This window comes from Microbacterium lushaniae (genome assembly GCF_008727775.1).
In the GTDB taxonomy this organism is placed as follows: Bacteria; Actinomycetota; Actinomycetes; order Actinomycetales; family Microbacteriaceae; genus Microbacterium; species Microbacterium lushaniae.
The window spans coordinates 1,706,531-1,727,901 of the sequence record NZ_CP044232.1; the positions used below are offsets into that span (position 1 = coordinate 1,706,531).

The 21,371-nt window shown below is 70.1% G+C and carries 20 protein-coding genes; 9 read left to right on the plus strand and 11 right to left on the minus strand.

Features of this window, described 5'->3' with window-relative positions; all coding sequences use genetic code 11:
- Positions 1 to 138 precede the first annotated feature (138 nt).
- From F6J85_RS08070 to F6J85_RS08085, 4 genes are read left to right on the plus strand one after another with little or no spacing between them, the layout of a single operon-like run.
- Positions 139 to 1,170, plus strand: coding sequence for a zinc-dependent alcohol dehydrogenase family protein (locus tag F6J85_RS08070; RefSeq protein ID WP_150924558.1), 1,032 nt, complete (start codon positions 139 to 141; stop codon positions 1,168 to 1,170).
- The gene (locus F6J85_RS08075; protein WP_150924559.1) at positions 1,167 to 2,105 is read left to right on the plus strand and encodes a 1-phosphofructokinase family hexose kinase; all 939 of its coding nucleotides are present in this window, start codon (positions 1,167 to 1,169) and stop codon (positions 2,103 to 2,105) included. The genes F6J85_RS08070 and F6J85_RS08075 overlap by 4 nt, the downstream gene beginning before the upstream one ends.
- Positions 2,102 to 2,977, plus strand: a complete 876-nt coding sequence (locus tag F6J85_RS08080; protein WP_150924560.1) for a class II fructose-bisphosphate aldolase — start codon at positions 2,102 to 2,104, stop codon at positions 2,975 to 2,977. Before F6J85_RS08075 ends, F6J85_RS08080 begins: the two co-directional genes overlap by 4 nt.
- Positions 2,971 to 3,669: an MgtC/SapB family protein gene (locus tag F6J85_RS08085; RefSeq protein WP_150924561.1), complete on the plus strand. Its 699-nt coding sequence runs from the start codon at positions 2,971 to 2,973 to the stop codon at positions 3,667 to 3,669. Before F6J85_RS08080 ends, F6J85_RS08085 begins: the two co-directional genes overlap by 7 nt.
- A gap of 65 nt (positions 3,670 to 3,734) precedes the next feature.
- Here F6J85_RS08085 and F6J85_RS08090 read toward each other — a convergent pair whose 3' ends face one another.
- Positions 3,735 to 3,995, minus strand: a complete 261-nt coding sequence (locus tag F6J85_RS08090) for a DUF6458 family protein (protein ID WP_150924562.1) — start codon at positions 3,993 to 3,995, stop codon at positions 3,735 to 3,737.
- A gap of 160 nt (positions 3,996 to 4,155) precedes the next feature.
- On the opposite strand from F6J85_RS08090, the gene F6J85_RS08095 reads away from it, so the two are divergent.
- Positions 4,156 to 4,722 carry a dihydrofolate reductase family protein gene (locus F6J85_RS08095; RefSeq protein WP_150924563.1) on the plus strand — a complete coding sequence of 189 codons (567 nt, stop codon included), beginning with the start codon at positions 4,156 to 4,158 and terminating at the stop codon, positions 4,720 to 4,722.
- A gap of 134 nt (positions 4,723 to 4,856) precedes the next feature.
- Here the strand turns inward: F6J85_RS08095 and F6J85_RS08100 are convergent, their stop codons facing one another.
- From F6J85_RS08100 to F6J85_RS08110, 3 genes are read right to left on the minus strand one after another with little or no spacing between them, the layout of a single operon-like run.
- Entirely contained in the window at positions 4,857 to 5,621 is a 765-nt protein-coding gene (locus tag F6J85_RS08100; RefSeq protein WP_150924564.1) for an SGNH/GDSL hydrolase family protein, read from the minus strand.
- Between the two features lie 27 nt (positions 5,622 to 5,648).
- Entirely contained in the window at positions 5,649 to 6,998 is a 1,350-nt protein-coding gene (locus tag F6J85_RS08105) for an MFS transporter (RefSeq protein WP_150924565.1), read from the minus strand.
- Positions 6,995 to 8,032 carry an LLM class flavin-dependent oxidoreductase gene (locus F6J85_RS08110; protein WP_150927286.1) on the minus strand — a complete coding sequence of 346 codons (1,038 nt, stop codon included), beginning with the start codon at positions 8,030 to 8,032 and terminating at the stop codon, positions 6,995 to 6,997. Before F6J85_RS08110 ends, F6J85_RS08105 begins: the two co-directional genes overlap by 4 nt.
- 189 nt (positions 8,033 to 8,221) lie before the next feature.
- Between F6J85_RS08110 and F6J85_RS08115 the strand changes: the two genes are divergently transcribed.
- The 3 genes from F6J85_RS08115 (at position 8,222) to F6J85_RS08125 (ending at position 11,321) form a co-directional block, all read left to right on the plus strand.
- Positions 8,222 to 9,589 carry a hemolysin family protein gene (locus F6J85_RS08115; protein ID WP_150924566.1) on the plus strand — a complete coding sequence of 456 codons (1,368 nt, stop codon included), beginning with the start codon at positions 8,222 to 8,224 and terminating at the stop codon, positions 9,587 to 9,589.
- Positions 9,582 to 10,628, plus strand: a complete 1,047-nt coding sequence (locus F6J85_RS08120; RefSeq protein ID WP_150924567.1) for a hemolysin family protein — start codon at positions 9,582 to 9,584, stop codon at positions 10,626 to 10,628. The genes F6J85_RS08115 and F6J85_RS08120 overlap by 8 nt, the downstream gene beginning before the upstream one ends.
- A 63-nt stretch (positions 10,629 to 10,691) precedes the next feature.
- Complete coding sequence (locus tag F6J85_RS08125; RefSeq protein WP_150924568.1) at positions 10,692 to 11,321, plus strand: phosphoribosyltransferase; 630 nt, start codon at positions 10,692 to 10,694, stop codon at positions 11,319 to 11,321.
- Positions 11,322 to 11,328: 7 nt separating this feature from the next.
- Here the strand turns inward: F6J85_RS08125 and F6J85_RS08130 are convergent, their stop codons facing one another.
- Both F6J85_RS08130 and polA read right to left on the minus strand, forming a co-directional pair.
- On the minus strand, positions 11,329 to 13,002 hold the full coding sequence (locus tag F6J85_RS08130; RefSeq protein ID WP_150924569.1) for a DUF885 domain-containing protein: 1,674 nt from the start codon (positions 13,000 to 13,002) through the stop codon (positions 11,329 to 11,331).
- 668 nt (positions 13,003 to 13,670) lie between these two features.
- Entirely contained in the window at positions 13,671 to 16,307 is a 2,637-nt protein-coding gene (gene polA, locus F6J85_RS08135; RefSeq protein WP_150924570.1) for a DNA polymerase I, read from the minus strand.
- Positions 16,308 to 16,364: 57 nt separating this feature from the next.
- On the opposite strand from polA, the gene F6J85_RS08140 reads away from it, so the two are divergent.
- Positions 16,365 to 16,796 carry a hotdog fold thioesterase gene (locus tag F6J85_RS08140; protein WP_150920129.1) on the plus strand — a complete coding sequence of 144 codons (432 nt, stop codon included), beginning with the start codon at positions 16,365 to 16,367 and terminating at the stop codon, positions 16,794 to 16,796.
- Between the two features lie 24 nt (positions 16,797 to 16,820).
- Here the strand turns inward: F6J85_RS08140 and F6J85_RS08145 are convergent, their stop codons facing one another.
- The 5 genes from F6J85_RS08145 to F6J85_RS08165 form a co-directional block, all read right to left on the minus strand.
- The gene (locus F6J85_RS08145) at positions 16,821 to 17,432 is read right to left on the minus strand and encodes an ANTAR domain-containing response regulator (RefSeq protein WP_135066185.1); all 612 of its coding nucleotides are present in this window, start codon (positions 17,430 to 17,432) and stop codon (positions 16,821 to 16,823) included.
- 160 nt (positions 17,433 to 17,592) lie between these two features.
- Positions 17,593 to 18,555 (minus strand): lactonase family protein, encoded by a 963-nt coding sequence (locus tag F6J85_RS08150; RefSeq protein WP_150924571.1) that lies wholly within the window; start codon positions 18,553 to 18,555, stop codon positions 17,593 to 17,595.
- Entirely contained in the window at positions 18,552 to 19,343 is a 792-nt protein-coding gene (locus tag F6J85_RS08155) for an SDR family NAD(P)-dependent oxidoreductase (RefSeq protein ID WP_150924572.1), read from the minus strand. The genes F6J85_RS08150 and F6J85_RS08155 overlap by 4 nt, the downstream gene beginning before the upstream one ends.
- Positions 19,340 to 20,278, minus strand: a complete 939-nt coding sequence (locus tag F6J85_RS08160) for a dihydrodipicolinate synthase family protein (protein WP_202980883.1) — start codon at positions 20,276 to 20,278, stop codon at positions 19,340 to 19,342. Before F6J85_RS08160 ends, F6J85_RS08155 begins: the two co-directional genes overlap by 4 nt.
- Complete coding sequence (locus F6J85_RS08165; RefSeq protein ID WP_150920132.1) at positions 20,275 to 21,258, minus strand: Tat pathway signal protein; 984 nt, start codon at positions 21,256 to 21,258, stop codon at positions 20,275 to 20,277. Before F6J85_RS08165 ends, F6J85_RS08160 begins: the two co-directional genes overlap by 4 nt.
- Positions 21,259 to 21,371 lie beyond the last annotated feature (113 nt).

A 21,371-nucleotide genomic window follows, 5' to 3' on the forward strand; every position in this document is an offset into this window, starting at 1 on the left:
ATGTCGGTTGCGTTTGGTTTCGACCCTAATAGGATCGACGCACAGCGACAAGTCAGGGCGGCACCGTCGCCTCGCGCCATCCGACGCCGCCCCGACCCGCATCGCCCGTCGCGCAACAGCGCCTAAGGAAGGAGCGCCATGCTCGGCGTGTATCTGCCCGGTGACAGCACCGTCGACCTTCGCCAGATCGAGGACCCGGCTCCGGGACCCGGGCAGGTCGTCATCGCCGTGCGCGCGTCCACCATCTGCGGATCCGACATCCGCGCCATCTACCGCGAACACATCCAGGGCGATCCTGCGGAGTCGTATCAGAACGTCGTCGCGGGACATGAACCTGCCGGGCAGGTCGTCGCCGTGGGCGAGGGGGTGTCCCGGCTTCAGGCCGGAGATCGCGTGGCGGTCTACCACATCAGCGGATGCGGCCAGTGCGACGACTGCATCAGCGGTTACCAGATCAGCTGCACCTCCCCTCAGCGCGCGGCGTACGGCTGGCAGCGCAACGGTGGCCACGCAGAGCTCATGCTCGCCGACGAGCGGGACTGCATCGTCCTGCCCGACGACGTCACGTACCAGGACGGCGCCTGCGTCGCGTGCGGCTTCGGCACCGCGTACGAAGGCCTGCTCCGCGCCGGGGTCAGCGGGCGCGACTCGCTGGCCGTCGTCGGTCTCGGACCGGTGGGGCTCGCCGCGGGGCTGCTCGGTGGCAAGCTGGGCGCAACGCCCCGCATCGGCTTCGACCCCAGCGCCGAACGCCGCGAGTTCGCCCTGCGCATCGGCGCCGTGGATGAGGCCGTCGACCCGACCGATCCGGCATCGCGGGTGGCGGCGGAGTGGCATGTGGCCGTGGACTGCTCCGGAAGCACCGCCGGGCGGGCGACGGCGCTCGCGACGCTGCGAACCCGCGGCCGGCTCGTCCTCATCGGCGAGGGCCATGGCTTCCAGGTCGAAGAGGCGAGCCCGCAGCTCATCCACCGCCAGCTCACGGTGCACGGCTCGTGGGTGACGAACCTGGCGCACATGCGCGAGCTGGTCGAGCGCCTACCGGTGTGGGGTCTTCACCCCGAGGTCGTCGTCTCCCACGCCTTCGCGCTCCAGGACGCGGACCAGGCGTACCGGATCGCCGACGCCGGGCAGTCCGGCAAGGTGGCGATCGTCCCGAACCCGGCATGATCGTCACCGTCACGCCCAACCCGGCTCTCGACCTCACCTACCCGATCGACGCGCTCCACCCCGGCGAAACCCACCGCGTGACGGAGGGCTCTGCGCGCGCCGGCGGCAAGGGGGTCAACGTCGCACGGGTCCTGCACGGGCAGGGAATCCCGGTGCACGCGATCCTCACCGCCGGTGGCGCCACCGGAGCGCAGGTCGTCGCCGACCTGGAGTATTCCGGTGTACCGCACGAGGCGGTCGCCGTCGGCTCCCCCACGCGGCGCACGATCGCCGTCGTCGAGCGCACCGACGGGACCACCACGCTGCTGAGCGAGTCGGGCGCCGTGCTCTCCGACGACGAACGCGCCCGGCTGCGCTCGACGGTGGAGAACTCCCTCCCGGTCGCGTCGTGCCTCGTGATCTCCGGCAGCCTGCCCGCCGGGTTCCCGCCGGAGGAGGTCGCGGCGCTCGTGGCGACGTCGCGCAGCCGGGACATTCCGGTGATCGTCGACACCTCTGGCCCGGCGCTGCTCGCCGCGGCAGCCGCGGGCGCCGATCTGCTGAAGCCGAATGCGTTCGAACTGGCCGAAGCGACCGGTGAAGACGATCTCGCCGCAGGAACCCGGACCCTCCTCGATCTCGGTGCGGGCACGGTGCTCGTCTCCCTCGGCGAGGACGGCATGCTCGCAGCTCGCCCCGGTTCGGCCTGGACCCGCGCGGTGCTCCCCCGCATCCTTCGCGGCAACCCGACCGGTGCCGGCGACGCCGGTGTGGCCGCCGCGGCGATGCTGCTGGCGGGGGGAAGCCCCAGCTCGGCGGAACTGCTCCGCGCGGCCACGTCCTGGTCGGCGGCCGCCGTTCTCATGCCGCTCGCCGGCGAGATCTCCCCGACCCACCGCGAACTCGCCGCCGAGGTCGCCCTCCACTCATACCCCGACTCCCAGGAGCGTCCGTGACCCTCGTCCCCACCCGCGCCCTGATGTCCTCGGCCCGCACTGCCGGGCGCGGGCTGGGCGCGTTCAACGTGATCCATCTCGAGACGGCCACCGCGCTCGTGCGCGCAGCCGAGCAGGCCGGGCAGCCGGTCATCCTGCAGGTCTCGCAGAACTGCGTCGCCTACCACGGCGACCTCGACCCGATCGCGCGAGCGATGCTGTCGGTCGCCGAGCGCTCCAGTGCCGCCGTCGCGGTGCACCTGGATCATGCCGAGGACGTCGAGCTCGTCCACCGCGCGGTGGACCTCGGGTTCGGTTCGGTCATGTACGACGGCTCCGCGCTCGATTTCGCCGACAACGTCACCCAGACGCGGCAGGCGACTGCATACGCACACGCGAGTGGCTGCTTCGTCGAAGCGGAGCTCGGCCGCATCGGTGGCAAAGACGGCGCCCATGCGCCCGGCGTGCGCACCGACCCGGTGGAAGCGAGGGAGTTCGTGGCGGAAACGGGAGTGGATGCCCTCGCCGTCGCCGTCGGGTCGTCACACGCGATGCGGGAGCGCACCGCCGAACTCGACCACGACCTCATCGAGCGGCTGCACTCGGCGTTGTCCGTCCCGCTGGTCCTGCACGGATCGTCGGGGGTCGCGGATGAACAGATCGTCCGCGCCATCCGTGCCGGCATGACCAAGATCAACGTCTCGACGCAACTGAACACGCATTTCACGGCCGCCGTCCGCGAGGCGCTGCATGCACGACCCGACGTCGTCGACTCGCGCACCTATATCGCTCGGGGCGCAGACGCCGTCACCGTCGAGGCCGAGCGGATGCTGCGTCTGTTCGCGTTCGCGCCCGACATCACGCGCCATCCGCAGGAGGACACGGCATGCTGATCGAGCTCTACAACGAATCGACCCTCACCGAGCTGGCGCTTCTGGGACTGGCGTTCCTGCTCTCCGCCGTCATCGGAGTCGAGCGGCAGCGCAAGCTCAAGAGTGCCGGTCTGCGCACCCACACCCTCGTCGGTCTCGGCTCGGCGGTGTTCACGCTGGTGTCGGCCTACGGCTTCAGCAACGTCGTCGGCGTGGATGTCGTCCTGGACCCCTCGCGGATCGCGGCGCAGATCGTCTCGGGCATCGGCTTCCTCGGGGCCGGGGTGATCTTCGTGCAGAAGGGCACCGTCAACGGCCTCACCACCGCGGCCAGCATCTGGATGACCGCGGCGATCGGCATGACGTGCGGAGCGGGGATGCCCCTCATCGCCGTGGCCGCGACCGTCCTGCACCTGCTGACGGTGGGGCCGCTGAGCTATGTCGGCCGGCGCATCCGGCCCGAGCTGCCCGAACCCGTCCTGACCATCAGGTACCGCCGTGGGTACAGCGTGCTCCGGCAGGTCCTGGAGACCTCCGCGCAGTCCGGCTACCACTCGGCGCTGGAGGAGGCCTCGCACGAGGAGGACTCGAATCTGCGCGAACTGGTGATGCGCTTCACCGGCGACCTCGACAAGCTGCCCTCGCTCGCCGGACAGCTCTCGGAACTCGACGGCGTCGTCTCGGTGGCCCTGGCGGACCGCCTCATCGACTGACCGATCGAGGGTCTGACGCCGAAGAGCGACCGCACGGCTGAGGGCCGCGCGGTCGCTCTTCTCGATCAGATGACGTCGTCGCCGGTGGAACGCGTGGACTGGCGCGTGACGCGCTCCCCCGCGGTCGGGTCCACCGCTGTCCGGGTGACCGTGTCGGTCGAACGGCGGCGCATCATGAGGACCAGGCCGATGATGAAGACGACGGCGCCGGCACCCATGAGGATGTATCCGATGAGGTCGAGGTTGACCCATTCGAGCTGCACGTTCACAGCGAACGCCAGAATGGCTCCGATGACGAACAGGGCGATTCCCGCTCCGATGCTCATGGTCTCCCTTTCCGGCGCGCAGACGCGCGCCCCCGCGGCGCGGTGCCGCGTCCCCATGATGGCGGCCCGGGTGGCCACACCCCGAGGGCTTGACAACCGATCGGACCACCGGATGCGGCCGGCACGCGGCGATGTCGGTGGGCGCGCTTAGCGTTGCAGCATGGTCACGACTGTCTTCAACACCGCGGTCACCGTCAACGGGTTCCTCGCCGACGAGCACGACTCCCTCGACTGGCTCTTCGCCGTGCCGGGCGCCGACGAGGCGGAGAACGAGATGGGCGATTTCCTGGCTACCGTGGGCGCCTTCGTCATGGGCGCGGCGACGTACGAATGGGTGCTCCGCCACGACGAGGAGCAGCGTCCGGGGATGTGGGCCGAGAGCTACGGCACGCTCGCCTGCTTCGTCATGACACACCGCAGCCTCGCGGTGCCGCCGGGTGGGAACGTGCGCTTCGTGCAGGGTGAAGTGGCCTCCTTCTGGCCCGATCTCGTCGAGGCTGCCGGCGACGGGGTGCTGTGGCTGGTCGGCGGAGGCGATCTCGTGGGTCAATTCGACGACGCCGGCCACCTCGACGAGATCCGCCTTTCGGTGGCTCCGGCATTCCTGCCGGCGGGAAAGCCCCTCCTCCCCCGTCGCATCGGGCCCGAGCGGCTGCAGCTGCAGTCCGTGCGGGCGGCGGGTCAGTTCGTCGAGGTCGCGTACCGCGTCCTGCCCGCGGCCCCGTAGCCGCGTCGCGGGTCGCTCGTCGCATCGCGTCGCGTCGCGCCCCGTCGCGTCGCGCAGAATTCAGGAGACACGCCGTGGGCGGGGGCTCAGACGCCGCTCGGAAGCCCGATTCTCCTGAATTCTGCGCGGGTCGGCTAGGCGGAGGCGGGGGTCACGGTGACCCAGGTGGGGAACTTCGCCGTGCGGCCGTCGCCGGATGACGTGCCGGTGAGGCGCCGGCGCACCCAGGGACCCACGTGGGCGCGGTAGTACGCGGCGCCGGCCAGCCGCTCGGCGGCAGAGGCGTCGGGCAGCGAGTCCCACTCGTCGGGGACGGTCAGATCCAGCGCGCGCAGGACACGCGCGGCGACACGATGGTGTCCGCGGGTGTTCATGTGGAGCCGGTCTGCCGACCAGTAGCCGGGCGTGGACAGCTCGCGGTCGGGCCAGTTCAGCGCCTGGATGACGTCGGGACGGTCGGCGACGCGTCCGGTGACGGCGGCTGACAGCAGATCGCCGCGGCGCTGTACCAGGCGCCCGAACGGCAACTGCGCCGACGGATTCGCGCCGGAGAGCAGGATGACCCGCACCCCCTCCTCGTCGCAGCGGCGGAGGACGTGGGTGAAGGCGTCGGCGATGTGCGGGATGTCGGCGCGCGGGCGGAGCATGTCGTTGCCGCCGCCGTTGAAGGAGAGGTGAGTCGGATGCAGCGCCAACGCCGGCTCGAGCTGTTCCCGCACGATCGGCCACACGAGCTTGCCGCGGATGGCGAAGTTGGCGTATTCGATCGGCTCGCCCAGCGCCTGCGCCCAGCCCTGCGCGGCCAGGTCGGCCCATCCGCGCACCGTGCCGTCCGGCAGCTCGTCTCCCACTCCTTCCGTGAAGGAGTCGCCGATGGAAGCCAGACGTACGGAAGTCACCTCGCTACCCTACGACCGGGGGCAGGATCAACGATCGTCGAGTGCGCGGCCGCGGCGGTCGGCGAGGCCCCATGTCGCGAAGACGGCGACGGCGAAGAACGCCGCGAAGACCACGAACAGCACGGGTGCACCACCGGCAGCGAGCAGCGGCGGCACGGCCAGGGGTGCGATGATCGAAGCGATCCGGCCCACCGCGGCCGCCCACCCGCTGCCGGTCGCCCGCAGCGACGTGGGATAGGTCTCCGGCGTTACGGCGTACAGCGCACCCCACGCGCCGAGGTTGAAGAACGACAGGGCCATCCCGGTCGCGATCACCATCGCCTCGCTCGTGGCCGTACCGAACAGGATGGCCGCGACCGCCGAACCGGCCAAGAACGTCGCGAGCGTGATGCGCCGGCCCCACACCTCGATGAGCCACGCCGACACGGCATACCCGGGCAGCTGGGCGAGGGTGATGATGAGGGTGAAGCCGAAGGAGCGCACCAGGTCGTAGCCGGCGGCGACGAGGATGGTGGGGATCCAGATGAACGCGCCGTAGTACGAGAAGTTGACGCAGAACCACACCGTCCACAGGCTCAGCGTGCGGACACGGAACTCCGGCGACCACAGGGTCCTCAGTCGCTCGCCGGTCCCGCGCGCCGCGGCGGGGGCCACGGCCGGCGGCTGCGTGTCGCGCGCCGCCGGTGCGGCGGCGGTGCCCTCGAACTCCGCGACGATGCGATCGGCCTCGGCGTGGCGCCCGCGGCGCGCGAGCCAGCGGGGCGATTCCGGCAGCCCCCACCGCACGACCAGGGCGTACACCGCCGGCACCGCACCGAGGGCGAACGCCCACCGCCATCCGTCGGCGGATGCGGGGACGACGAAGTACCCGATCAGCGCGGCGGCGGTCCACCCGATTGCCCAGAACGCCTCCAGGATCACGATGAGGCGTCCTCGGATGCGCGCGGGCGCGAACTCGCTCACGTACGTGGAGGCGACGGGGAGCTCGGCGCCCAGCCCGAGGCCCACCAGGAATCGCAGGACGATGAGGACGGCCAGCCCACCCGCGAGGGCACTGGCTCCCGTGGCCACGCCGTAGACGAGGAGGGTCAGCGCGAACACCTGGCGCCGCCCGAAGCGGTCGGCCAGCAGGCCGCCGAGGCTCGCCCCCACGGCCATGCCCGCGAAGCCGGCCGAGGCGATCCACGCCGTCTCCCCCGGCTGGAGGGCCCACTGCTGCGCCAGAACGGCCAGGACGAACGAGATCAGTCCCACGTCCATGGCATCCAGTGCCCAGCCGATGCCCGAGCCGGCGAGCACGCGCACGTGCCCGCGCCCGAACGGCAACCGGTCGAGGCGCTCGGAGATCGTGACGGATGACGTCGACGCTTCGGTCATGACGAGAGCATGTCACGCACGAGCGGCAGCACGCGGGTGCCGTACAGCTCGATGCTGCGCAGCGCCTGATCCTGCGGAAGGCCGCCCGTGCCGATCTTCATGTCGAACCGGTCCGCACCCAGCGTCCGGACGGTGTCGGCGATCTTGCGCGCGACCGTCTCCGGCGAGCCGACGTACATCGAGCCCTCCGGCCCCACGTCGTGCTGGAATCGGAGCCGGTTGTACGCGGGCCACCCGCGCTCACGGCCGATGACGGTGTAGTTGCGTTCGACGCCGGGGTAGGCCTGTTCCCACGCCTGCGCATCCGTCTCGGCGACGTGGCCTGGAGAGTGGACGCCGACGGCTCGGCGGTCATGTCCGAACGACTCCAGCGACCGGTGGTACAGATCCACGAGCGGGCGGAACCGGTGCGCGGGGCCGCCGATGATCGCGAGCATGAGGCCGAACCCGTGCCGAGCTGCCCGCACCGCCGATTCGGGGCTGCCGCCCACACCCACCCACGCCGTGAGGCCGGACTCCGTCTTCGGGTAGACGTCGGCGTTCTCCAGCGCCGGGCGCGTGGAGCCCGACCACGTCACGGGCCGCTCATCCAGCAGCCGCCGGAACAGGTCGAGCTTCTCTTCGAAGAGCACCTCGTAGTCGGCGAGGTCATACCCGAACAGCGGGAAGGACTCGATGAAGGAACCCCGTCCGAGGATGACCTCGGCGCGGCCCTCCGAGACGGCGTCGAGGGTCGCGAACCGCTCGTAGACCCGCACAGGGTCGTCGGAGGAGAGCACGGTGACGGCCGTGCCGAGATGGATGCGGGAGGTGCGGGCCGCCGCGGCGGCCAGCACGATCTCGGGGCTGGACACCGCGAACTCGGGCCGGTGATGCTCGCCCACGCCGAAGAACGCCAGACCCACCTCATCGGCGCGGACGGCCTGGTCGACCACCTGCCGGATCGTCGCTGCGTCGCTCGCCCGGGCGCCACCGGGCCCCATCGCGACATCCCCGAACGTGTCGATACCCAGCTCCACCGCGCGCGCCGCCATCCGCTTCTCCCGACTGTTCCCGTGCGTGAACTGTGCCGCATCCGCGGGCATTCCCGCCGTTCTCAGCGCACGCTAAATTCTTCGCCACTACTGTGGATCCATCATGGATGACCCTCCCTCTCATAGTCCGACGCCCTCTGACCACCCATCCGCCGCTGCGGAACGTTCTCGGGTCAGGGGGTGTAACGAATGAACGAGTGGATCATGCTCGCCATCGGTCTCGTCCTGACCATCGGCACGGGGCTGTTCGTGGCAAGCGAGTTCGCGCTGGTCAACCTCGACCGGCACGAGCTCGAAGCGCGACGCGCGCGGGGCGAACGAGGCCTCGATGGCACGATCAAAGCCCTGAAGGTCACCTCGACGCACCTCTCCAGCGCTCAGCTGGGGATCACGCTGACGACCCTGCTGACCGGATACACGTTCGAACCGGCCGTCAGCAGCCTGCTGCGCGGCCCGCTGCTGAGCGTCGGACTGCCCGAAGGCGCCGTCACTCCGATCGGCGTGGTCGTCGGCATCGTGCTGGCGACACTGTTCTCGATGATCATCGGCGAACTCGTGCCGAAGAACTTCGCCCTCGCGGTCCCCCTGGCCACCGCGAAGCTCGTCACGCCGTTCCAGCGCGCCTTCACGGCGGTGTTCAAGCCGCTCGTGATGCTGTTCAACAACACCGCCAACGCGGTCATCCGCGCCATGGGGATCGAGCCCAAGGAGGAGCTGTCGGGCGCCCGCAGCGCTGACGAGCTGTCGTACCTGATCCGACACTCCGCCACGGCGGGTCTGCTGGACACGTCCGACGCGCAGCTGCTGCGCCGGACGCTGCGATTCAGCGAGCGCGACGCGTCCGAGGTGATGACTCCGCGCGTGCGGATGGCGAGCGTGGATCTTGCCGACACGGCCGATGTGATCATCGCCCGTTCCCGGGCCACCGGATACTCCCGCTTCCCCGTCATCGACGGCACGCCCGACCGCGTGGTCGGCGTGGTGCACGTCAAGCACGCGTTCGCCATCCCGCTCGACGAGCGGGCCTCCGTGCGCGCCGACGTGCTGATGAGCGACGTGCGGACCGTCCCGGAAGGGATGGGCGCGGACGACCTCCTGGCGCTGCTGCGCGCGGAGGGGCTGCAGATCGCGGTCGTGGGCGACGAGCACGGGGGTACGGCGGGCATCGTGACGCTCGAGGACCTCGTGGAGGAGATCGTCGGCGAACTGGAGGACGAACACGACCGCACGCGCACCGGCGTGCTCCGCTCGGGTCGTTCGATCACCTTCGACGCCCAGTGGCGCCCCGACGAGGTGCTCGACCGCATCGCGGTGGAGATCCCCGACGGCGCCGACTACGACACCGCAGGCGGGTACGTCACCGATGCGCTCGGGCGCTTGCCCGAACTCGGCGACGAAGTCCGCACCGCGCACGGCACGCTGCGCATCGAGCGCATCGACGGACACCGCATCGTCCGGCTGCGTTACCTTCCCGACGACCCGGAGCACGATCCCAGCCTCATGAACAGTCACGACCGGACGGTCCAAGCCCTCGTGAGCGGAGCCGGTCATGAGTGAGTACGTTCCCGGAATCATCTGGCTGTTCGTCCTGCTCCTGGGCAACGCCTTCTTCGTCGGAGCGGAGTTCGCCGTCATCTCGGCGCGCCGTTCGCAGATCGAGCCGCGCGCGGCCCGTGGCAGCCGTGCGGCCAAGACGACGCTATGGGCGATGGAACACGCGACCCTCATGCTCGCCACCAGCCAGCTGGGCATCACGGTGTGCTCCCTGTTGATCCTCAACGTCTCCGAGCCGGCGATTCATCACCTGCTGGAGATCCCGCTGGGGCTGACCGGTCTCACGCCCGAGCTCATCAGCATCATCGCGTTCGCCGTCGCTCTGGCCCTGGTCACCTTCCTGCACGTGGTCTTCGGCGAGATGGTGCCGAAGAACATCGCGTTCTCGGTGCCCGACCGCGCCGCGCTCATCCTGGCACCGGCGCTGGTCGCTGTCGCACGGGTCATCAAGCCCGTCATCTGGACGCTCAACGCCGCCGCCAACGGCATCCTGCGCCTGTTCGGGGTGCAGCCCAAGGATGAGGCGACGAGCACGTACACGCTGGACGAGGTCGCCAACATCGTCGAGCAGTCTCGCCGGGAAGGCACGCTGCACGACGCCTCGGGGACCCTCGCGGGCGCCTTCGAGTTCACCGAGAAGACCGTCGCGGATGTCGACGTACCCCTCGGCGCGATGGTGCTCCTGCCCGCCGGGGCGACACCGGCAGACGTGCAGCAGGCGGTGGCGGCGCACGGGTACTCCCGGTACGTGGTGGCCGGCACCGACGGCGAACCCGTCGCCTACGTGCACATGAAGGACGTGATGGACCTCGATCGCCCGGAGGAGTTCCACGCGCCCATCCCCGAGAAGCGACTGCGCCGTCTGGCGTCGCTGCCGCGCACAGCTGAGCTGGAGGACGCGATGGCGATCCTCCGGCGCCGGGGCGCCCACGTGGCCCGCAGCCTCGACGCCGACGGGCGCACTGTTGGTCTGCTCTACCTCGAAGACGTGCTCGAAGTGCTCGTCGGCGAGATCGACGACGCCACGGCGACGGCGGCCTGAGACCTGACCGGGTGGCGGTGCCCACCGCCACCCGGTCAGAACCGCCAGAGGTATCCTCACGGCATGGCGTTGTTCGCCGACCGGGCCGACGCAGGCACACAGCTCGCGGCATCCCTCCGTGCGTGGCGGGGGCGGGATGCGGTCGTGCTCGGCATCCCGCGGGGCGGTGTCGTCGTCGCGGCCGTCGTCGCCGCGGCGTACGGCTGGCCGCTGGATCTGGTCCCGGTGCGCAAGCTCGGGGCGCACGGCAACGCCGAACTCACCGTGGGCGCGATCGCCGAGAACGTCCGGGTGATCTCGGAGCGGACGATGCGACTGACCGGCACGACGCCCACCGACCTCGAGCGGGTGGAGGAGGCCGAGCGCGCCGAGCTCGCCCGCCGCACGGCAGCGTACCCGTCGCCGGGACTCGACCTGACGGGTCGCGTTGCGATCGTCGTCGACGACGGCGTCGCGACGGGCTCGACCGCTCTCGCGGCGTGTCGTGCAGTACGGGGCCGGGGTGCCAGCGAGGTCATCCTGGCCGTCCCGGTCGCGCCCCACGACTGGGAGCCGGATGACGGCGTCGCCGACGCCTTCGTGTGCCCGCACCGACCCCGCGACTTCCGCGCGGTCGGGCAGTTCTACGACCGCTTCCCGCAGACCACCGACGGGGAGGTCGCGCGCCTGCTGGCACCCGGCCTCCCCACGTGAGGTCGCGTCAGGGCAGGAGCGCTTCCCGCAGCGTGTCGAGCCCGACGCCGCCGAGGTCGAGCGCGCGCTTGTGGAAGCTCTTGATGTCGAACGCGTCGCCCTGCGCCTCGGCGTACCCGTCGCGGATCTGCTCCCAGATGCGCTGGCCCACCTTGTACGAAGGTGCCTGCCCGGGCCAGCCGAGGTAGCGGTTGACCTCGAAGCGCACGAACTCGTTCGACATGTTGACGTTGCGCAGCATGAACTCCAGCGCATAGTCGTGATCCCACGTCCCGGCGCCGTCCAGGCGCGGCTTCTCCAGGTGCACGCCGATGTCCAGCACCACCCGGGCCGCGCGCATCCGCTGGCCGTCGAGCATTCCGAGCCGGTCGGCGGGATCGTCGAGGAACCCGAGGGACTGCATCAGACGCTCGGCGTACAGGGCCCACCCTTCGGCGTGGCCGGAGGTTCCCGCCAGCAGCCGGCGCCACGAGTTCAGCTGGGCGCGGTTGTACACGGCCTGGGCGATCTGCAGGTGATGCCCGGGCACGCCCTCGTGGTACACCGTGGTCAGCTCGCGCCACGTGTCGAATTCGGTCACGCCCTCCGGCACCGACCACCACATGCGCCCTGGGCGGGAGAAGTCGTCGGTGGGACCGGTGTAGTAGATGCCGCCCTCCTTGGTGGGGGCGATCATGCACTCCAGGGTGCGGATGGGGTCGGGGATGTCGAAGTGCGTCGCCCCCAGCTGCTGGATCGCGCGGTCGCTGGTCTCCTGCATCCACTTCTGCAGCGCGTCGGTGCCGCGGAGCTTGCGTGCGGGATCGGCCTCGAGGAAGGCGACGGCCTCCTCGACGCTGGAGCCGGGAAGGATCTCCTCGGCGATCGCCTCCTGCTCGGCCACCATGCGGGCCAGCTCCTCGACGCCCCACTCGTAGGTCTCGTCGAGGTCGACCGTCGCGCCCAGGAACCGGCGGGAGTGCAGCGCGTACAGCTCACGGCCGACCGCATCCTTCTCCCCCGCGGCAGGTGCCAGCTCCCCACCGAGGAACGACGCGAGTTCGCCGTACGCCACCCGCGCGGCGTTGGCGTTGTCGGCCAGTTCGCGCGCCAGGGAGGCGGGGAGCTGGCCCTCTTCCGGCCCGGCTTCGGCGGCGAACTCGGCGAAGTAGCCGTGGTCGGCGGTGTATCGGTCGATCTGGGTGACGACTTCGAGCACCTGCCGGCGGGCGGGCACGACACCGAGGGCGATCCCCTCCCGCAGCGTCGCGATGTAGCCGTCCAGGGCGGCCGGCAGCGCCTTCAGGCGTGTGGAGATGACCGACCAGTCCTCCGCGGTGGCGGTGGGCATGAGGTCGAAGACCATGCGGATGTCCTGTGCGGGCGAGGCGATCACGTTCAGATCGCGCAGGTGCCACTGAGCGTCGTACAGGTCCAGGCTCAGCCGCAGCTCGCGCGCGAGGTCGGCCTTCGTCACCTGGTCCACGTCGTCGACCGGCTCGGCCGCTTCCAGCGTCGCCAGGGCGTCACGAGTCGCCGCCGCCATCCGGGCGTGTCCGTCGGGCGAATAGTCGCCGAAGCGGTCGTTGTACTCGGAGCGACCGATGTAGGTGGCGGCGGTCGGCTCGAGTTCGGCGATGGTGTCCACCCACGCGTCGGCGATCGCGTCGATCGCCGACGGGGTGCGGGATGCGTCAGTCATGCACCGAGCCTACGGTTGGCCCGCCGCGCGGCCAACCCGGTGCCGCCGGTGCCTGCGAGTAGCGGAGGCGACGTCGCCGGTGCCGCCGGGGTGCTGCCGGGGTGCCGGCGGCGTGCCGGCGTGTCCCGGCGGCGGCGTGCCGGCGTGTGCTGGCGGCGTGCCGGCGTGACGGCATCCATCTGTGCCCGAACTCCTCAGATCCGCGGCCGCGAGGGCCGGATCACCCCGGTTACGGCCGCGGGCGGCTCGGGTTTGAGGAGTTCGGGAAGGGGTGGGGTACCTCGCGCGGGCGGCGTCGGCGGTGGCGGCGGTGGGGGCGGGTGAGCCCCATTCGTGCCCGAACTCCTCAGATCCGCGGTCACGAGGGTCGAACCAGCCCGGTTACGGCCGCGGGCGGCTCGGGTTTGAGGAGTCCGGGTGGCTCGGGTGTCGGCAGGTCGTTCTTCCTGCATCCACGCCGGGCCGCGACCTGGCGTGAGCCCGAGACCCGCGGCGCCGATGGGCGCGGCTCGCGGCGGTGGCGGGCCGGGCGAGCCCCATTCGTGCCCGAACTCCTCAGATCCGCGGCCGCGAGGGCCGGATCGCCCCGGTTGCGGGTGCGGGCGGCTCGGGTTTGAGGAGTTCGGGAAGGGGTGGGGTACCTCGCGCGGCCGTGGGCGCGGGAGGGGTCAGTGACCGGCCTCGTTCCAGTCGGGCCCGCGCCCGATCTGCACGTCGAGGGGGACGGACAGATCGGCGGCGTCACCCATGCGGGTGCGGACGATCTGCTCGGCCGCATCCCACTCCCCCGGCGCGACCTCGAGCACGAGCTCGTCATGGATCTGCAGCAGCACGCGCGAGCGCAGGCCCGCCTCGCCCAGATCGGCGTGGATGTGGAAGAGCGCGATCTTCATGATGTCGGCGGCGCTTCCCTGGATGGGCGCGTTCAGCGCCGCTCGCTCGGCGTTCTCGCGCAGCACGCGGTTGGGGCTGTTGAGGTCGGGGAACGGCCGGCGCCGGCCGAAGATCGTCTCGGTGTACCCGTCGACGCGCGCCTTCTCCACCGACGTGCGCAGGTAGTCGCGCACCGCTCCGAAGCGGGCGAAGTACTCCATCATGAGCTCCCGCGCCTCGGACTGGTCGATGCGCAGCTGCTTGGACAGCCCGAACGCCGACAGGCCGTACACGAGGCCGTACGACATCGCCTTGACCTTCGTCCGCATCGCGGGGGTGACCTCTTCCTGTGCGACACCGAACACGCGCGCGCCGACGAAGCGGTGCAGGTCCTCCCCGGAGTTGAACGCCTCGATGAGGCCGGGGTCGCCCGACAGATGCGCCATGATGCGCATCTCGATCTGGGAGTAGTCGGCCGTCAGCAGCGTCTCGTACCCCTCGCCGACTTCGAAGGCGGCGCGGATGCGGCTGCTCTCCTCGTTGCGGATCGGGATGTTCTGCAGATTCGGGTCGGTGCTGGACAGGCGCCCGGTCTGGCTGCCGGTCTGCAGGTACGTGGTGTGGATGCGCCCGGTGTCATCGATCGCGACATCCAGGGATTCGATGATCTGCCGCAGCTTCGTCGCCTCGCGGTGCTGCAGCAGGAGCGCGAGGAACGGGTGCGGGTGGGTCTCCTGCAGGTCGGTCAGGGCCGCGGCATCCGTGGAGTATCCCGACTTGGTCTTGCGGGTCTTGGGCAGCTCCAGCTCGTCGAAGAGGACTTCCTGCAGCTGCTTGGGCGAGCCGAGGTTCACCTCCCGCCCGATCGCCGCGTACGCCTCCTGCGCGAGGGCGTCGGCCCGCGCGGCGAGCTCGCCCGAGAACGCGGAGAGCTTCTCGTGCGACACCGCGACGCCGGCCAGCTCCATGGCGGCGAGGGCCTGCAGGGTGGGCAGCTCGATGTCGGTGAGCACCGTGGCGACGGGCGCGGGAAGCTCGGCGCGCAGCGCATCGGCCACGCGCAGCAGGAACCACGACAGCTGACCGGGGGTTGCCCCCTCGGTCTCGGGAACGAGCTGCGTGGGGTCGGCCTCGGGGAGCTTCTCGCCGAGGTAGCGCGCGACGAGGTCGGCGAGGTTCTTGTCGGGGAAGCTCGGACGCAGCAGCCATCCGGCGAGGAGGACGTCGAGCGACAGACCACCCACGTCGATCCCCTCCCGCAGCAGCGCCTTGACCTGCGGCTTGGCGTCGACGAACACCTTCGGCCGGTCCGAGGCGAGCCATGCCGCCAGCGCGTCGCGCGTCTCCGGCGTCCAATCCGCCTCGACGGCGCCCGACGTCGTCGCCAGCCCCACGCGCGTCGGACGGCCGCCGGTCAGCACAAGGGTGACGCCGACTTCGGAGGTGGCCTCGGCGGTCCACGAGGCCAGCGCAGCGGCGTCGGCCTGCACCGCGGCGGGGGCCTGCGCGACGGGGATGCTGGCATCCGAACCGGTGGCGTCGGCTCCGGCGACTTCGAACACGCGCGGGAGGAGGGTGCGGAACTCCAGGCGCGCGAAGATGTCGCGCACGGCCTGCGCGTCGATCGGGCGCACCTCGAGGTCGGCGGGCGTCACCGGCAGCTCGACGTCGCGCAGCAGCCGGTTCAGCCGGCGGTTGCGGCGCACGTCTTCGAGGTGCTCGCGCAGATTGTTGCCGACGACCCCGGTGACCTTGTCGGCGTTCTCCAGCAGCGCATCCAGCGACCCGTACTGCGTGAGCCACTTCACCGCGGTCTTCTCCCCCACCTTGGGCACGCCGGGGAGGTTGTCGCTGGTCTCACCCACGAGCGCGGCGATGTCGGGATACTGGGCGGGCGGCAGTCCGTACTTCGCCACGACGGTCTCGGGGTCGTAACGCTTGAGCTGCGACACGCCCTGGACATTGGGGTAGAGCAGGGTCACGTCGTCGGTGACGAGCTGGATGGTGTCGCGGTCTCCCGAGCACACCAGGACGTGGAACCCCTCCGCGGCGCCCTGCGTGGCGAGGGTGGCGAGGATGTCGTCGGCCTCGATGCCCTCCTTCTGCAGCACCGGGATGCTCATGGCGGCCAGGCAGTCCTGCAGGATCGGGATCTGGCCCTTGAACTCGCTGGGCGTCTCGGAGCGGTTGGCCTTGTACTCGGGGTACTGGTCGGTGCGGAAGGAGTGCCGCGCCATGTCGAAGGCGACGGCCAGGTGCGTGGGCTTCTCGGCCTTGATGAGGTTGACCAGCATCGAGAGGAATCCGTAGATGCCGTTGGTGTGCTGCCCGTCCTTCGTGGAGAAGTTGTCGACCGGCAGCGCGAAGAAGGCGCGGTAGGCGAGCGAGTGGCCGTCGACGACGAGGAGGGTAGGCTTTTCGGAGTCCGTCACCCGATCAGCCTAACGACGGGAGAGGACATCTCCGGCCCCTCCCCGACGAAGGCGATGATGAGCTCGACTGCCCCCGACACCGACTCCGGACTCGCCTGGGTGGCCCAGCGCGGCATGGGCGCCCTGGCCGAGAAGATGGGCTTCGAATGGGTGGAGTTCACCGTCGAACGGGCCGTCGCCACAATGCCCGTCGAGGGCAACACGCAGCCGGTGGGCCTGCTCCACGGTGGGGCGTACGTCGTGCTGGGCGAGTCGCTCGGGTCGATGGCCGCGAACCTGTACGCGGGCCCCGGCCGCCTGGCGGTGGGTGTGGACATCAACGCCACGCACACCCGCTCGGCGACCTCGGGGCGGGTGACGGGCGTGTGCACGCCGCTGCATCTGGGCCGCTCCCTCACGGTGCACGAGATCGTCGTCACCGATGAGCAGGGACGGCGGTGCTCCACCGTGCGCATCACCAACCACATCAAGGATGCACCGGCCGAATGAGCCGGCGCATCCGCGTGCGGGGCGTCAGGACTTCTTGGGCGCCAGCTGCTCGATGATGGCCTTGGCCACGTCCTGCATCGTCAGGCGGCGGTCCATCGACGCCTTCTGGATCCAGCGGAACGCCTCGGGCTCGGTCAGGCCCATCTTCTCGTTGAGCAGGCCCTTGGCGCGGTCGACGAGCTTGCGCGTCTCGAAGCGCTCGACCATGTCGGCGACTTCGGCTTCGAGCGTGATGATCTGCTCGTAACGGGCCAGGGCGATCTCGATCGCCGGCAGCAGGTCGTTCGGAGTGAAGGGCTTGACGACGTAGGCCAGCGCACCGGCCTCGCTCGCCCGCTCCACGAGCTCCTTCTGGCTGAAGGCGGTCAGCAGCACGACCGGCGCGATGTGGTTCTTGCTCAGTCGCTCGGCGGCGCTGATGCCGTCCAGCTGGGGCATCTTCACGTCCATGATGACGAGGTCGGGGCGAAGCTCGGTGGCCAGCTGCACGGCGGTCTCGCCGTCGCCTGCCTCCCCCACCACGTCGTAGCCGTTGTCGCGGAGGATTTCGACGATGTCCAGCCGGATCAGCGACTCGTCCTCGGCCACGACGACACGGCGGGGGGCGGATGCGGCGGGGGGCTCTTGCTCGGTCACGTATCCATCCTAGAACTGAGAGCGGCGGCTTCCCGCCGCCGGTGGAACAATGCCGAGGATACGCGGCCGCCGGCGATCCAGCGATACGCGCGCGGGGTGTCGCACGACGGTCCCGGCGCCCGGAAGGCGGCGAGCAGTCGCTCGTGCGGGACTGGTCCGCCTACCAGGGGCCGATCCACGTGGGCATCGGCACATCGGCGATCCTCACCGCCCCGTCGAAGACGGCGTCGCTGCCTCGCACCGCGAGGAGAACCCGATCGCCGTCGACGAGGATGCGTTGCGGCCAGCTCCCGCCGGCGGCGCGCTCCTCCAAGGTGCGGAGTCTGCCGCTGTCGTACCGAAGTCGCGTGATCGTGTCGGCGCCCCGGTTGGCCACGAGCACATCGCCGAGCGAGTCGATGGCGATGTCCCCCGGGTAGGAGATGTGGTCGCCTCGGCTCGAGGCCGCTTCGCCGTGCGTCGTCGCCGCCGAGCGCGTCCAGACGCCGGGACCGTCCGCGCGGCGGAGCTCCGTGAGCGTCGTGGCCAGCACCTCGTTCGACAGCTCGGCGCTGGCGACGAGAAGCTCTCCCGCCACCGCCAGGTGCCGAGGACCGGACCCTGCAGGAGTGTGGACGGTGCCGGTATGCCGCACCGTGCCGCCGTGCCACTGGCACCGCAGGATCGCGTCGGCGCCCAGATCTGCGATGAGCATCTCGTCCGGCGAGATGAACACGGCGTGGTGCGGATGGGAGGATTCCTGGCGATCGGGGACCGCACCCGATCCCCCGGCCGGCAACGCCGTCGTGGTGAGCGATGCGAGCGGAGAGCCGATCCGCCACACCCCGACGCCCGGCGGCCCGTAGTTGACGATGACGATGTGAGTGCCCGACGGGTCCAGCACGGCGAAGCAGGGCTCGCCGCCGCCGGAGGGCGCGCTGTCGCGCTCCCGGAATGCATCACCGTGTGGCTCGAGCAACTGCACGCGGCCCTCGGCGCCCCCCGACAGAGCGAGGATGCAGCCGTCCGGCAACCGCATGGCGAAGGATGTGTCGGGGATGTCGGCGATCCGGCGCGGCCCGGCCCCGTCCGCCACGACCCACAGCCCGCCGTCGGGGCCGCCGCTGGTGGCCAGGAAGGTCATTGGGCTGGGACGATCTCTTGGGCCATGACGGCGTTGCCCGCCGTCAGGCCGCCATCCACGACGAGGGTCGTCCCGGTGATCCACGACGCGTCCGCAGAGCAGAGGAACAGCGACGCGTTGGCGACGTCGTCGGGTGTCCCCAGACGACCCAGCGGGTACCAGCGCTGCGCCTTGTCCAGGACACCCGGGTCCAGGGCCAGGCGTTCGTCCCAGATGGGCGTGACGATCGTGCCCGGTGCGATCGCCGTCACACGGATGCCTCGAGGTCCCAGTCGGACGGCCAGCGATCGGGTGAGCGAGATGAGGGCGGCCTTGGCTGCAGAGTACGACTCGTTGCCGTAGTACTGCAGGGCGTTCACGCTGACGATGTTCAGGACGACGCCCCCGCGCTGGCTCAGCGCGGGCACGCACTCCTGCGTGAGACGGAAGGGCGCGGACAGGTCGACGGCCAGATCGCGCTCCCATTCCAGATCAGACAGCTCCTCGAACGGGGAATCAGCACACGTGGCCGCATTGTTGACGAGGACGTCGATGCCGCCGAGTGCGTCGACGACGTCGTGAACGACCTGACGCGTCGCTTCTGGCTGCGACAGATCGGCGGTGAGCGCGATCGCCCCCGGCAGACTGTCCGCGATCCGTCGTGCCCCCTCGCCGTCGATGTCGACGATGGCGACACGCGCGCCGCAGGCGGTGAACCGTTCAGCGAGCCGCTGCCCGATGCCCGAGGCGGCCCCCGTGATCAGGATGGACTTGCCGGCGAAGCGCGCTGCATCCGGGTTGTTGTTCATCGTTGCTCTCCGATCGTTTCTGATACGACGGCACGCAGACGTTCGACCAGGCGGTCCACCTCTGCAACGGTCGTCGGGTCCAGGCGGAAGCCTGTCGGCCCGAGGGCGCGGGCGGAGGTGATCACCCCCTGCTGAACAAGGAGGTGCTTCTCGACGGCGATATAGGAGTCCAGCGAAGTGGTGTGGGAGAGCACAGCGGACACTGCGGCTCCGAGAGCGTCGGCGCGATCGAGGTCCCCGCGTTGCAGCGCGTCCCACAGAGGGACGATCGCCCAGGCCAGATCGGGGCCGGGCATGGTGCCGACGGCGCCGCGGACGTGGGTCTCGACGAGGGCCCGCCCACCGCTTCCATCGAAGACGCGGGCGCGGCCGCCCGTCGCCGCGATGAGTTCACCCATCCGCGGGCCGAGCGGTTCGGCCTCCGGCTTGAACTGGATCTTGGTGGCCCCGTACGAGTCCAGAAGAGATAGCAGCAGACCGGTGGCGAGAGGGCGTCCGACGTAGCCCGAGGCGTCCTGGACGACCACGGGAGTGTCGCCGGTGGCATCCGCGATCGCACGGAAGTACGCTTCCAGCGCGTCGTCGTCGGCGACGCTCGTGAGCGGCCCATTCACCATCACCGCCGTCGCGCCGAGACGCGCCGCGTGAGCGGCGAGTTCGACGGCAAGCGGAGTGGACTCGGCGCCCACGCCGATCACGCTCGCGCCACGACCCTCGGCCGACGCCACGACGACCTCGGCGAGATCGCGGCGCATGCCGACATCCATGCGGAGGATCTCGGACACCATGCCGACGACGACGCCGTCGACGCCGAGCGAGAAGAGCCAGTCCATCTCGGCTCGCAGGGCGGGCTCGTCGATACTCCAGCCCTCGGTGAAGGGCACGGAGAGAACGGGGAGCACTCCCCCCAGAGGCGAGGCAAGGCCCGTGCTCACGCGTCGAGACCTTCCCAGATCCGACGTGCGCGGGCAAGCTCGTCGATCGCCTTGAGATGAACGTCGAGGTGGTGCGGCAGGAGCGGGAGCCACGTCGACTGCAGGAACCCGTGCACCTTCTCGGGGTTCACCCTCGCCTTGACGAAACGCACGGTTTCGATGAGGTTGTCCTCCTCGAAGAAGGTGCTCCCGGTCGGGATCTGGTCCAACCCGGCGTCGTCCAGGTCGAGGTACGTGAGCCAGGCGGTCTTCTCGCCGTGATCTACCGCGCGCGGGCGTCCACCCTCGTCACCGGTGAAGACGTTGTGGTAATACCAGTTCGACTGCATGATGTCCTTCGGCATGCGGTCGAAGTACTCGCCCACCTTCACCCAGGCGGCGTCCGACCACATCCACGGCCGGCTGCCGGTCTTGCGCACCTCGTCGGCGATGAAGTTCAGGTCGTGCCACCACAGTTCGCCCTGTCGGATGACCACGAGTTCGGACAGCCTCTGATGCTCGTACGTCTCCTCATCCATACCGATGTGGAAGAGCTCGGGGCTCCCGAACGTCTCCGCCACCTCATGGATGAGATCGGCGACGACCTCGTAGTACGTCGGGCTGGTGACCATGCGGGAGTAATCGCCGAGCCAGATGTCGTGCCCGGCGGCGAAGTTCAGCTTGGGGATCGGCTCGATGCCGAGCTCGCGCAGACGGCTCAGTTCGTCCATCAGACGGCTCTTCGACCAGGCGCCCGGCGTGGCGATCTCCGGATGGGAGTCGAAGACGACCCCGTCCGCCGGGGCGATGACGAGCGAGTTGAGACCGGCCGCGGCCGTGGCATCGACGACCGCGTTCCACGTCGAATCGTCGATGCGGGCGTAGGGCTTCCAGCGGAAGTAGTCCGCCGGCGCGTTGCGGGCCGCGAGTTCATCCTCGTGAATGCCCTCGCGATCCAGGTTCAGGTTGTAACCGAGGTGGATGAGGTTTGACCAGAGCATCGGAGGCTCCTTTCCGTGACCGAGATGCGACCCCGCCGAGTGCTATGTTTCTCGGAGGTTTCATCTGTTGACAGATGCTTCCACAGAGCGACAGAATTGGCAAACCTCGGAAC